Raw genomic sequence first — 13,243 nt, 5'->3', positions numbered from 1 at the left:
GCTTACATCTGATAAGATATGATACAAAAAAATAAAGCGTTTAATCTCGGAACTTTCTTCTGTCTGTACATTGCGCAGACCATTCCGATGAGTTTTTTCTCTACCGTGATCCCGGTGATGATGAGGCAGGAGAATTTCTCTTTGTCAGCCATCGGACTGCTGCAACTGATCAAGCTGCCCTGGATCCTGAAGTTCCTGTGGTCGCCGATGGTGGACCGTCATGCCCGGACAACGGGCGATTACAAGCGGTGGATCTTCTCTTCCGAGCTGATCTATGCCATCCTGATCTTTGCCGTTGCTTTCCTCGATTTTAAAACGGACTTTTATACCATCATCGCTTTGATCATCGTATCTTTTATCGCTTCAGCCACACAGGACATTGCGACCGATGCACTGGCTGTCCTTTCCTTTAACCGGAAGGATAAAAGTCTGGTGAACAGTATGCAGTCGATGGGCAGCTTCGGCGGTTCTATGATCGGCGGCGGGGTGTTGCTGCTGTTGTTTAAGCAATTGGGTTGGAACAGCCTGCTGCCGTGTGTGGCTCTGTTCGTGATCGTGGCTTTGCTTCCGTTGCTGTTCAACCGCGGCCTGGAGATTGCTCCGAAAGATACGCATGAAAGGGCGAAGAAAGCAGATGTCTTTTATTTCTTTACCCAAAAGAATATATGGAAACAGATCGGTTTCCTGTTCCTCTATTATTCCGGACTGATCGGTACATTGGCGATGTTGAAGCCATATCTGGTCGACCTGGGATATTCTATGAAAGAGATTGGGGTGATGAGTGGCGTGGTCGGAACTTCCTTCGGTTTTGTTTTTTCTTTTATCGGAGGGTTTGTCGTACGGCGGATCGGGCGGCATTGGGCGCGTATCCTGTTTTCCGTCTTTGTATTGCTTGCCACGCTTTACTTCCTGGGGCTTTCATATGTTACCCCGACGCTCGGCATGTTGTATGCCGGTATTGCCTTGCTTTGGGGGAGTTACGGCATGGCGACGATCGTTGTTTATACTACGGCGATGGATTGCGTACGCCCCGGACGGGAAGGTACCGACTTTACGATACAGACAGTCATTACCCATTTGAGCGGGATGCTGATGGCGATATTGAGCGGAAAGATTGCCGACCATACCGGCTATCACGGATTGTTTTTCTTTGAAGTCAGCCTGGCTGTCTTGTCGTTTGTTTATATATTGATCGTGTTCAGAAAAGAGAAAGAAACAGCATAGTTATGATACAGGACTTATTACAGAAATATAATGTGCCGGTTCCGAGATATACCAGTTATCCCCCGGCCAATTATTTTACGGATACATTTACAAATACGGATTATGAATCTGCCATAGAAGCCTCTAACACCGCCAGTCCGGGACACATCTCATTTTATGTGCATATTCCTTTTTGCCGTCATCTTTGCCATTATTGCGGATGTAATTCGTTTGCGATGATGAACCGGGATGTGGTAGAACGTTATATAGAAGCCGTACATGAGGAGATCGACCGGGTGAAAGAGCGTCTGGCTCCCGGACGGAAAATCTCCCAGATCCATTATGGCGGAGGAAGCCCTACCGCAATGCCGGTCTATGTTTTGAAGGAACTGAACGAGCATCTGCTATCCGGTTTTGAGACGATCGATCAGCCGGAAATAGCAGTGGAATGCCACCCCGGATATCTGGACGAAGAATACTGGCAATGCCTGGCAGAAGCAGGTTTTAACCGCTTTAGCCTGGGGGTCCAGGATTTCGATGAGAAAGTATTGAAGACGGTAAACCGCCGTCCGGCCTTGCTTCCGGTTGAAATGATCTTCCGGATACTACGCAGTAAAGGTGCACGTATCAATATGGATTTTATTTACGGACTGCCTTTCCAGACAGCCGAAAGCTTCTCCGAAACCATCACCCGGGCGGCTGTTTTACAACCCGACCGTCTGGTCACTTTCTCTTATGCACACGTTCCCTGGGTCAACCGGCAACAGTTGATCCTGGAAAAAGCCGGGCTTCCGGCCAGTGAGGAAAAGAGCCGCATGTTTGAAGCTGCCAAAGAAATATTAGGTGGCAACGGTTATAAAACGATCGGACTGGATCATTTTGTCCGCAAAGACGACGAACTCTACACAGCCCGGCAAAACGGACAGTTACATCGTAACTTTCAGGGCTATTGTACCCGCCGTACGACAGGACAGGTGTATGCTTTCGGAGTGACGGGTATAAGCCAGTTGAGTTCCGCCTATACACAAAACAGCAAAGACATCAATCGATATATCGAACAGATCGGGAGCGGTTCGTTTGCTATAACGAAAGGATACACACTGAATCGTGACGAACAGATTACCCGTGAAGTGATCGAAACGCTGATGTGTAATTATACATTGAACTGGCAGGAAGTGGCAACCCGTCTGTCTTGTCCGGTAGATGAGGTAAAGGCGGCAACGGCCTATGATGAGAATCGCATACGGGAGTTTGCCGAAGATGGTCTGATCGAATATGACGATGATCATATCCGCATGACTTCCGAAGGTGCCCTTTTTGTTCGTAATGTGGCTGCATCGCTGGATAAACTGATGCTTCACTCAAATAAATCATTTTCAAAACCAGTCTGATATGGAACAGCATACTACGGATATTCTGATAATCGGAGCCGGATTGACCGGTTTGACCACCGCTTTTCATCTCGTGCGGGGAGGAAAACAAGTACATATTCTGGAATGTAACGACCGGGTAGGAGGACAGATACATACTTTCCGGGAAGATGGTTTCATCTTTGAAAGCGGTCCTAATACAGGAGTCGTTTCTTATCCGGAAGTGGCAGAATTGTTTTCGGCTCTATCTCCGGCATGTCAATTGGAGACGGCCCATGACGAGGCGAAGTGCCGCCTCATCTGGAAAGGAAATTCATTCCGTGCGTTGCCTTCCGGCCTGTTCAGTGCCGTGACAACCCCCTTATTCACGTTGAGTGATAAATTCCGTATCCTGGGAGAACCCTTCCGTGCCAAAGGTACGAATCCGGATGAATCGGTAGGAGAACTGGCCGCCCGGCGTTTAGGAAAGTCTTTCCTGAATTATGCAGTCGATCCGTTTTTATCCGGCGTCTATGCGGGCGATCCGCTGAAGCTGGTTACTCGTTATGCTTTACCTAAATTATACAATCTGGAACAGCAATACGGTGGATTTATCAAGGGAACGATCGCAAAAGCCCGGTTACCTAAAACGGACCGTGACCGGCTGGCAACCAAGAAGGTATTTTCCGCATCCGGTGGTTTGGAAAATCTGGTGAAGGCTATGGAAGAAACCATCGGCCGCCCGAATATCACGCTATCGGCTTCCGGTATCACGATCCGTCCGTCGGAAAATGGCTGGCAGGCTACTTATAAAACATCGGAAGGGGAGCAAACCCTTCATGCCAATACGGTGGTAACGACCTGCGGCGCTTATGCATTGCCGGCTCTGTTACCGTTTATCCCCGCAGTAGATATGGATAAGATCAGCAACCTGCAATATGCCCCGGTAGTACAAGTCAGCGTCGGTATCCGTAATACAGGGAATTTACATTTTAATGCTTTCGGGGGGCTGGTCCCTTCCTGTGAAAAGAAAGATGTGTTGGGAATCCTTTTTCCGGCAGCCTGTTTCGATAACCGGGCACCGAAAGGAGGGGCGCTCTTCTCTTTCTTTATCGGTGGTGTCAAACGGTCGGAACTGACCCGTTTGACGGATGACGAGTTGAAGGCCTTGGTGATACATGAGTTCCATGCGATGTTGAAATTCCCGATCGGGATACAGCCGGATATGATCCGTATTTTCCGCCATGCCCATGCTATCCCTCAATATGAATTAAGCAGCGGTGAACGTTTTGCTACGATCGATAAATTACAAACACGCTATCCCGGTCTGATACTGGCTGGTAATATCAAAGGCGGTATCGGTATGGCCGACCGGATCCGACAGGCAACAGGTATTGCTGAAAACTTGCTCATGTAAGTCAAAATTACTTTCTTTGTAAAAAAGACAAGTTCATGGATGATATGGATAAGATGGTCGAGATTGCACGGTTTCAATACCCGGCCGAGGCACAAACGTTGATAGCGTTGCTCAAATCGGAAGGGATCGAGTGTTATCTGCGAAACGAATACACGAGTCAGTTATATGCCAGCTATGTGGATGTCGGTGGTGCCCGTGTGGAGATCCTGGAAAGTGATGTGCCTGAAGCTTTGGAGATTATGAAAGCCGGTGGATATGATATACCGGAGGAAGACGAAGAAGCAGAGCAGATACAGGTCGTAGCCGGTTGGGCACGTCATATCCCTTTTCTACGTAATTATACGTTGGAAAAGCAAATTGTCATCTTATTCGTGATTATTGCTGTACTTTTGGTATTATTGATCTTTTTTGGATCACAAATCTCATCTAACTAAACAAATGTAACCAATGGCCCGTAGAAAGATTACAAATAGTCAGGCGGTATGTCTCACCCTTTTGTGGGGTGTTTTAGCCTACATGCTGCTTGTTTACAGCGAAGAGATCACATTTGATGTGATTTTTGCCCTGGTAGCATCAGCTATCATTGTGTTCGTTCCTGTCTATAAAAATATAAAACGTAGAAATGAGTGACATTTAGTTATTATTGCCCCTTTAAAATGTCTAAATGATATTTTTTTATCATTTTTTCTTTCAAATATTTGCTAGTTTGAAAAAATGGCTTACCTTTGCGACGTTCTTGAATGAAGGACGTTAAATGGCAAATTGGTATAACATTCTAAATAAACAGTTCTTATGAAGGCAAATGAAGTTTTAGACAACTTAAAAAGAAGATTTCCTAACGAACCCGAGTATCATCAGGCAGTTGCAGAAGTTTTAGGCACAATTGAAGAAGCCTATAACGAACATCCTGAATTTGAAAAAAGCAACCTGATCGAGCGTCTCTGTATTCCTGATCGTATTTTCTCATTCCGTGTAACCTGGGTGGACGATAAAGGACAAGTACAGACAAACATGGGTTATCGTATCCAGCATAACAACGTGATCGGCCCGTACAAAGGCGGTATTCGTTTCCATGCTTCGGTAAATCAGTCTATCCTTAAGTTTCTGGCTTTCGAACAGACTTTCAAGAACTCATTGACTACACTGCCGATGGGTGGTGGTAAAGGTGGTGCCGACTTCAGCCCGCGTGGTAAATCAAATGCTGAAATCATGCGTTTCTGCCAGGCATTCGTAATGGAATTGTGGCGTCACATTGGTCCGGATACAGACGTTCCTGCAGGTGATATCGGTGTCGGTGGACGTGAAGTGGCTTATATGTATGGTATGTACAAAAAACTGGCTCGCGAAAACACAGGTACATTCACTGGTAAAGGTATTGAATTCGGTGGTTCGCTGATCCGTCCGGAAGCAACAGGTTACGGTAATGTTTACTTCCTGTTGGAAATGTTGAAGACTCGTAACATCGATATCAAAGGCAAGGTGGTTGCTGTTTCCGGTTCAGGTAACGTAGCTCAGTACACAGTTGAAAAACTGATCGAACTGGGAGCTAAACCGGTTACTATGTCAGATTCTGACGGTTATATCTATGATCCGGACGGTATCGACCGTGAAAAACTGGATTATATCATGGAATTGAAGAACCTGTATCGTGGACGTATCCGCGAATATGCAGAAAAATATGGTTGCAAATATGTTCAGGGTGCACGCCCCTGGGGTGAAAAATGCGATATCGCTATGCCGAGTGCCACTCAGAACGAATTGAATGGCGACGATGCCAAGGCATTGTTGGCAAACGGATGTTTCGCTGTATCTGAAGGTGCTAACATGCCTTCTACTCCGGAAGCGATCGATGCATTCCTGGAAGCTAAGATCCTGTACGCTCCGGGTAAGGCTGCTAACGCTGGTGGTGTTTCTGTATCAGGTCTGGAAATGACTCAGAACGCAATGAAGCTGAGCTGGACAAGAGAAGAAGTAGACGAAAAACTGAAAGGTATCATGAAGTCTATCCACGAACAGTGTGTAAAATACGGAACACAGGCTGACGGAACTGTAAACTATGTGAAGGGTGCAAACGTTGCCGGCTTCATGAAGGTTGCAAAAGCAATGATGGCGCAAGGTATCTTATAATTGACAGAAATGCCGGTTACAATATAGATTTTTGGTCATGGAAAAAGGGAGTCGAAACGGCTCCCTTTTTTATTTTATTTCTTACAGTTTTTTTATTCTACGTATAAAACCAGTCCTTTCAGATATTCTCCTTCCGGATGGTAAATATTCACCGGGTGATCGGCAGGTTGTGTCAATTGATGCAGGATGCGGACGCTGCGTCCCGATTGTGCAGCGGCACTGAATACCGCTAACCGGAAATTCTCTTTACTCACAACTTGCGAGCAGGAGAATGTGAACAGGATACCTCCCGGTTTGATCTTTTCGAAAGCGATCGCATTTAATTTACGATATCCCTGCAACGCATTGCGAAGTACATTTTTATGTTTGGCAAAGGCTGGAGGGTCCAGAATGATCAGGTCGTAATTACTTCCCATCTTTTCCAGGTATTTAAAAGCATCTTCCGCAAAAGCCTTATGACGGGGATCGCCCGGGAAATTCAACTCCACATTCTTATTGGTCAGCGAGATCGCTTTGGCAGAACTGTCTACCGAATGAACGATTTCTGCACCGCCGCGCATCGCATAGAAAGAGAAACCGCCTGTGTAGCAGAACATATTCAATACCGAATGACCTTTCGCATACTTTTCCAGTAACGAACGGTTCTCACGCTGGTCGACGAAGAATCCTGTCTTTTGGCCTTTCTGCCAGTCCACGCAGAATTTCAATCCGTTCTCGATGGCAATATCTTCAACCTCTCCGCCATACAAATAACCGTCTTCGCTTCCGAGATTCGCTTTGTAAGGAAGGGTTGCTTCCGATTTGTAGTAAATATTCTGTAGTGAATCTCCCAATACCGTTTTTAAAGCTTCGGCAATATTGTGACGGGCATAATGCATACCGACCGAATGCGCCTGCATAACAGCAGTATGGGCATACATGTCGATGACGAGTCCCGGAAGATTATCACCTTCCCCATGAATCAGACGATACGTATTATTGTTTTCCACACCGGCTAGTCCCAGTTCACGCCGTAGATCATAAGCAATACGGATACGATTCGTCCAGAAATCCGCATCGATCGCGGCTTGCTTGAACGACAAAATACGTACGGCAATACTACCGATCTGATAGTGGCCGATAGCCAGGAAACGCTGGTTTGCACCGTACACTTCTACCACATCGCCCTCTTCCGGGTTACCTTCAATGCTCTGGATCGCTCCGGAGAATACCCAGGGATGGAAGCGCAGTAACGATTCTTCCTTTTTCGGTTTGAGAAAGATTTTACAATAATTCATTCTGTATTATTTATCTTGATTCAATTGGTTGTATATTCTCAGGCAAGCCCAGGCGTCGAGGGCTGCATATTTCTTCTGTTGTTCGGTCAGTATATCTGCCTCCCAGTTACTCAGGCGTTGTCCTTTCGATATCTTTTTATCGAAAAGGATCGCATATATCTTTTGCAGGCTGGCATCCTCGATACCGAACTGTCCGACGTAATTCTGCAGATCCAGGAAGTTTGCCGGTTTGATATCCGTCCGTTTCCGCATGGCGCCGAAGTCATCACGCAGGGAAAGACCTATTTTCAGTATCTTTTCATTCACCAGAAAATCTTCCAGTGACTGCGGAATGCCGATCCGGTTCAGCCGGAAAAGGAAGCAGGCCTCATCCGTCGAGATCTGCATCAGCGAAATTTTATAACGTGTCCCTTTTTTAAAACTGGGGCGCGTTTCCGTATCGAAACCCACGGCCTCGAATCCGGATAAATAGCTAACGGCTTTATCACTGTCTTTTTCTGTATCGATCACGATAATCCGTCCTAAAAATTCTTCTATCTCAAGAAGCGATATTTCTTCCTTTGTTATTGTGTGTGTATATTGTGTCATCATTCCTCGTTCGTTTCAATAATTTCATCATCGCTGTAACGGGCAGCGTGAAGTGCTTTCAGTGCGTTTAAGAGTTGCTGTCCCCAGAACTCCTGGAAATTGGTACGGCATAAGGCAATAGACTGAAGCATGACTTCTTCGTTTCCCTGACGGAAAAGTGAAACGAAATTCCCGACATCCTGATAAACATCGGCGAGGTTTTCAGAGATAAATGCAGCGATAGGCGTATCGCTGTATTGCATATCCGGATGGAAGGTTTCCAGATAGGAATCCTTCTCTCCCAGCAGTTCAGCAATCCGGTTACGAACAGATTCATACATGTCTTCCGTAACGGTCAGCTCCGGTTCGTCATCTTCGTCCGGTTCTACTTCCGGTAGAAGTGTTGCTTTCAGATAAAGTAACGGCAATAGTTTGACAGCTTTGTCCATAAAATCGAACAGCTCTCTTTCTCCGGCTGTTTCAACAAATGTACAAAACTCCAGCGCTACAGTTACAAACTCCAGCGTATTACGTTCGTATATAGGGTTGTTCTCCTTTTCCATGTTACTTCTTATGGTGTACCTAAGATTTCTAACTTGCAAAAGTAACAAATATATTGCGATAATCAGAATTATTAATTCTTAATTAAGGTCTAATAAAAAAGATGGTCTCTTGGATTTGTCTGTTTGTCACATTTATAGTCGCTGTTGATTAACCTTGGGAGAAATACGTAAGAAACGATAAAAAACAAGTGATCAGAAGAATAATTATCCCCTTTCTGTTGTATATTTGTAAAGGATGAAATCAGCGGCTGATAATTGTCAGCCGATCGGTCGATGATTATGAGCCAATCGGTCGATAATTATCAGCCATATGGCCGACGGTTATCAACCACTGATTACTCGCCGTACTAATTCGAAAAAGTATGGCATATAGATAGAATTAGTATGTAATCTAAAAATAATGCCATGGCAATAAAATTTAAAGTTTATTCAACGCCAAAGCCAAACGGGCGCGCTGGTGCAAGATTAACACATGCCCGTGCAATCAGCCGGGGAACTTATAACTTGGAGAAAGTATGTAGGCTGATAAGCGAACGTTCTGCCGTATCGTCTGCCGAAGTGAAAAGTGTCCTTGACTCATTTGCCTGGGTGATTGAACTGGCATTGGAAGACGGTTGCCATGTGGAACTGGATGATCTGGGCTATTTCTCACCATCGTTGAAAACTGTTTTGAATAAAAAGAATGAAAACAGGAATATGGTTTATGTAGATGGGATCAATTATCGTTGTTCGACCTCTTTGCGTGAGAAGTTACGTGCGATCGATCTGGAATATGTAAAAGTAAAAAAGAAACCGGGAGATTGGGAGACACGGAGAAATGACTTGGTAAAATATATGGAAGATTGGGAAAGCGTCACTCCCCGTACTTATGCAGAAGCATTTGGCTGTAGCCGTTACCGGGCGACACTCGATCTGCAACGGTTTGTGGAAGAAGGGGTATTGGCAAAAGTTGGTTATCGGAATAAGGTGATGTATTTGCTGGCGAATAACGAATGAAAGGACTGAATTATGAAAAACCATATTTTTGTTTATAGTATAATTGCATTGATGTCACTGCTATCCTGTAATAAGGAAAAAGGAACTATATATACGGTCGATTTCTCTTCCGGAAATTTTCCGCAAAAGAGTGTAGATCTGGATGATTATGTCGGTTCATGGAAAAAAGTGGTTCTGGAGACAGATTCGTTTTGTTTAGTGGATAAGTCTGCTCATTTCTATCCATGTAAAGAGTATATCATTGTTTATTCGCCCAATAGGATCATGATGTTTGATTATGACGGTAAGTTCATAAAGAATATTGCTCAGGGCGGCAACGGACCGGGTGAACTTAACTATTTATCAGACTGTACGATTGATGAAGAAAATCAGATGCTATATTATCTGGATATATTTGATACAGAGAATATACATTCTATCTCATTAAAAGATGGGGGCATTGGAACCATCCCGATTGCTATCGGGAAAATGTTAAAATCATTTGTGTTCCATCATGATGTTATAACCTGTTTCCCGTATGTAGGAAATAGAAGTCAGTCGTGTTATACACAGGATTTGAAAGGCAATATCCTTGATCCGGCTTCTTTAAGGATAGAGGAACCCGATGGCCCCTTTGTTCAGTCACCGATCAATATGTTCTTTTTGAATGACGATATATTCTATCAGGGATTATATGAAGATACAGTTTACAATGTAACAACACATCTGCCCATGCTTGTATTTTCAAAAGGCAATAGGCATGCGGACGATGTCAATACTAAAGATATCCGGGAAAATCAGGTGTTTTTTAATTCCCTGTTCTCTTCCGGAGATAACTGTGTGCTGTCAAGAGTTGAATATGTGTTGAAGGCGACTGATGAGGAGGGGCAACTCCTTGAAATGATTCCGGATGAATATAGATATTACCTTTATGATCATCATTTAAAAGAAGTAAGCGAAATAACCGGATGTACATTCACGCCGATTGATAAGAAATATGTAAAGGATAAGTTGACGGATCTTTTCCCTCTTATCTCTTCGTTTAATCCGCGTAAGATCGTATTGGCATTTCCTGCAGAGGAACTGGGCGGTGAGTTTGATGATAATCCGATTTTATATGTTGGTGATTTAAGAGATCGATGAATGGAAAGTGGAATAGGATAATTGTGCTAAAAGTAAAATATGGATAATATAGGGACGAGGATATATGTATTATCTATTTTATTCATTCAGATCCTTTTGTGTATTTCTTGCGCAAATGGAAGGAATGAAATGATATTATCCGAATCAGAATCTCTTTTGAATACTGATCCTGATAGTGCTTTATTGGTATTGAATTCAATTGCTTATCCTGAAAAATTGAGTGAGAAAGAGTATAACCGTTATATTTTACTGAAAATTCAGGCGGAATATAAATCTTATCAGGATATAACATCTGATTCGGTTATTCTTTCTGTACGTGATTATTATTTGGAAAAGAAGGATAACCCCAACCTGGCTTTGGCATCGTATTATTGTGGTTGTTATTACAAAGAGTGTGGTGATGGAGAGAATGCGATGAGGTATTTTCTGGAAGCTGACAAGTATGCGGGAAAAGGTGATACTTTAAAAGAGCTTAGGGTATTCAGGTGCTTATCCTAGTAATTATAATTTAGGAAATACTATAAAATCAATGTGGCTTTATTAAATTTGTAACTATGCTAAAATCCTTTTATAACTTAAAGAAAACTTTAGTTCAAATATATGAGCTGAAAAATTCTTTTTTTGAAAAAAATATTTCATGTTATTTAGAAATGATAAATAATAGGGAGTATTGTATTTATTTTATTATTGGACCAGGTGATGATAGGTTGATTTTATTTCTGTCTTTCGGATCAATGTCTGTGAAGGGGAGTAGTATTTTTTTGACTGATATAGGAAGTAATTCGACTTTAATTCTGGAAAAAAGAAACAATATTGATCTATTTGTAAAAAAAGGTTTTAAATTAATGCATGGGAAATATTTTATTTATGTAGATGAATCAGACTCTTTTACACATAAATCTATATTGGATATAAACGGTGAATCAGAAAAAAGAAAGAAGAAAGTAGAGGACTATTTAAGTTTAATAAACTCAGATCGTATCCCTTTACAATTAGGAGTGTATGATAATGGATATGTTTATTTAGATATAAATATAAATTTTAATTTTAGAATCTATTATTTGATAGAAAGAAAAGTTTTTTTGTTATCAGAAGGTAAATGGATGAAAGATGGTAATAAATTGCAGTTATATGACTCATGTTTGGACTATTATTTTTTACTCCTAATTGATTCTGGATCATTGATTTCAGTTTATTTTCCAAATGAGATAAATGAGAGTGATCGATATTATTTAGTTAAAAATGGATTGTATGCATTTATTATGCGATGAGTGTTAATATATACCAGAATAATACAACATGATATCTTAATTATTCGTTTACAATGTTGACAAGCGTGGATAAAAAGTTGATTGCGATTGATTTTCCAAATGAACTGAACGAGGAGTGGATGTACTCCTTTGTGGAAGAAGGGAATAAATATAAAAAAATAAATTTGTAGGAATAAAAATTCCTTATCCAAACAATAATATAATAAACGGGATCTATCTTTTTCCTCAAAAAGATCAAATGTATCCTTTTACTATGTGGTAATTCTTTGTATAAGAGTGTGTAAGATAGAAATATAAAAACGAAAAAAATGAAAATAGCAAACTTATTATTGATTTTACTTCTACCTATCTGTTTAGGTAGTTGCGCTCCGAAAGTAATAACCCATATCGAAAGAAGTTACTCTCCTCGTGCTGCGGCAGAGGAGGTTCATTTATATGGAGTGGGACAAACCGTGCCGGAATCGGCAGAGTTGATAGGAACTGTAAAGGTGGTGGATAGTGGAGCTTCAACCAAATGTAATTATGACCAGGTTGTTGCACTGGCAAAACAGACAACCTCCAAAAACGGAGGAAATGCGTTAGCCCTGACCGATCATCGGGAGCCTTCTCTTTTAGGAAGCAGTTGCCACCAAATAGCAGGCAATATGTTGTGGATAGGTGATGCGACCAATCTGGAAACTGAAATTGCTCCGGTAGTTACGACTTCTGGTCGTGATAATAATGCAGGTGTTTCTAAAAGTTCGTTTTATCATAGTACGATCTATGTCAATATCGGTTATGCCTTTATGACGAATAAATTTTATCTTCCCAACGGAGCGTCGGGTCATCCCAAGAAAGGGATGGATTGGCAAGTCGGTTATGATTGGGTGTCAAGGAGTGGTTTTGGCGCTGGTCTGATGTATTCGGGATATAAGTCATCTTACAGTTATTCCCATGTGGATGTGAATGTAGGGCTTGCTTATATTGCTCCTCAGTTCGTGATGAAACAAAAAGTGGGTCGTTGGGGAATAGAAGAAAAGTTCGGCATCGGTTATTTTAAATATCGTGAATCGGCGAAAGGAGTTAGTGAATCGCTATCGGGATTTGGGTATAACTTCCTGATCGGAGCAGAATATTATTTGTCCGATCATATAGGAATCGGAGCGAATTTAGGGTATATTGGCAGTTCTCTTCCTAAACAGGATAACATAGACTATAAGGATGGAGAACATTCGGGAATATTTCGTTTGCATCTGGATGCTGGAATACGTTTTCATTTCTGATAGATTACGAAAAACAATAATAGCGGGATAACCGGATGTACATTCACGCCGGTTGATAAAGAATTATGTAAAGAATGAGTTGCAATGAT

Annotated in this window: 14 protein-coding genes; 11 read left to right on the top strand and 3 right to left on the bottom strand. The window is 42.4% G+C overall.

The window, feature by feature from the left end:
* Positions 1-18 precede the first annotated feature (18 nt).
* The 6 genes from DWW23_RS20315 (at position 19) to DWW23_RS20290 (ending at position 6,096) form a co-directional block, all read left to right on the top strand.
* The gene (locus DWW23_RS20315) at positions 19-1,224 is read left to right on the top strand and encodes an MFS transporter (protein WP_122355596.1); all 1,206 of its coding nucleotides are present in this window, start codon (positions 19-21) and stop codon (positions 1,222-1,224) included.
* Positions 1,225-1,226: 2 nt separating this feature from the next.
* Complete coding sequence (hemN, locus tag DWW23_RS20310) at positions 1,227-2,594, top strand: oxygen-independent coproporphyrinogen III oxidase (RefSeq protein ID WP_122355594.1); 1,368 nt, start codon at positions 1,227-1,229, stop codon at positions 2,592-2,594.
* 1 nt (position 2,595) lies between these two features.
* Positions 2,596-3,969, top strand: a complete 1,374-nt coding sequence (hemG, locus tag DWW23_RS20305; protein WP_122355592.1) for a protoporphyrinogen oxidase — start codon at positions 2,596-2,598, stop codon at positions 3,967-3,969.
* Between the two features lie 44 nt (positions 3,970-4,013).
* A complete protein-coding gene (locus DWW23_RS20300) occupies positions 4,014-4,403 on the top strand; it encodes a DUF2007 domain-containing protein (protein ID WP_122355705.1) in 390 nt (129 codons plus the stop codon).
* 13 nt (positions 4,404-4,416) lie between these two features.
* Positions 4,417-4,599, top strand: a complete 183-nt coding sequence (locus DWW23_RS20295; protein ID WP_122355590.1) for a hypothetical protein — start codon at positions 4,417-4,419, stop codon at positions 4,597-4,599.
* Between the two features lie 162 nt (positions 4,600-4,761).
* Entirely contained in the window at positions 4,762-6,096 is a 1,335-nt protein-coding gene (locus tag DWW23_RS20290) for an NADP-specific glutamate dehydrogenase (RefSeq protein ID WP_122355588.1), read from the top strand.
* A 92-nt stretch (positions 6,097-6,188) separates the two neighbouring features.
* On the opposite strand, the gene DWW23_RS20285 is transcribed toward DWW23_RS20290, so the two are convergent.
* Genes DWW23_RS20285 through DWW23_RS20275 form a run of 3 tightly spaced genes read right to left on the bottom strand, consistent with a single transcriptional unit; the run spans position 6,189 to position 8,503 of the window.
* The gene (locus DWW23_RS20285) at positions 6,189-7,373 is read right to left on the bottom strand and encodes a class I SAM-dependent rRNA methyltransferase (RefSeq protein WP_122355586.1); all 1,185 of its coding nucleotides are present in this window, start codon (positions 7,371-7,373) and stop codon (positions 6,189-6,191) included.
* Between the two features lie 6 nt (positions 7,374-7,379).
* Positions 7,380-7,964, bottom strand: a complete 585-nt coding sequence (locus tag DWW23_RS20280; protein ID WP_122355584.1) for a 3'-5' exonuclease — start codon at positions 7,962-7,964, stop codon at positions 7,380-7,382.
* Entirely contained in the window at positions 7,961-8,503 is a 543-nt protein-coding gene (locus DWW23_RS20275; protein WP_122355582.1) for a DUF5063 domain-containing protein, read from the bottom strand. The genes DWW23_RS20280 and DWW23_RS20275 overlap by 4 nt, the downstream gene beginning before the upstream one ends.
* A gap of 405 nt (positions 8,504-8,908) precedes the next feature.
* Here DWW23_RS20275 and DWW23_RS20270 point away from each other — a divergent pair, with 405 nt between their 5' ends.
* From DWW23_RS20270 to DWW23_RS20250, 5 genes are all read left to right on the top strand, one after another.
* Complete coding sequence (locus DWW23_RS20270; protein WP_122355580.1) at positions 8,909-9,499, top strand: HU family DNA-binding protein; 591 nt, start codon at positions 8,909-8,911, stop codon at positions 9,497-9,499.
* 12 nt (positions 9,500-9,511) lie between these two features.
* Complete coding sequence (locus tag DWW23_RS20265; RefSeq protein WP_122355578.1) at positions 9,512-10,621, top strand: 6-bladed beta-propeller; 1,110 nt, start codon at positions 9,512-9,514, stop codon at positions 10,619-10,621.
* 129 nt (positions 10,622-10,750) lie between these two features.
* Positions 10,751-11,119, top strand: a complete 369-nt coding sequence (locus tag DWW23_RS20260; protein WP_147382635.1) for a hypothetical protein — start codon at positions 10,751-10,753, stop codon at positions 11,117-11,119.
* A 56-nt stretch (positions 11,120-11,175) separates the two neighbouring features.
* On the top strand, positions 11,176-11,892 hold the full coding sequence (locus tag DWW23_RS20255) for a hypothetical protein (RefSeq protein WP_122355574.1): 717 nt from the start codon (positions 11,176-11,178) through the stop codon (positions 11,890-11,892).
* Positions 11,893-12,200: 308 nt separating this feature from the next.
* Positions 12,201-13,154, top strand: a complete 954-nt coding sequence (locus tag DWW23_RS20250; protein WP_122355572.1) for an outer membrane beta-barrel protein — start codon at positions 12,201-12,203, stop codon at positions 13,152-13,154.
* Positions 13,155-13,243: the final 89 nt, after the last annotated feature.

This window comes from Parabacteroides sp. AF14-59 (assembly GCF_003479515.1).
Taxonomy (GTDB): domain Bacteria; phylum Bacteroidota; class Bacteroidia; order Bacteroidales; family Tannerellaceae; genus Parabacteroides; species Parabacteroides faecis.
This window is presented reverse-complemented; position numbering and strand designations above follow the sequence as displayed.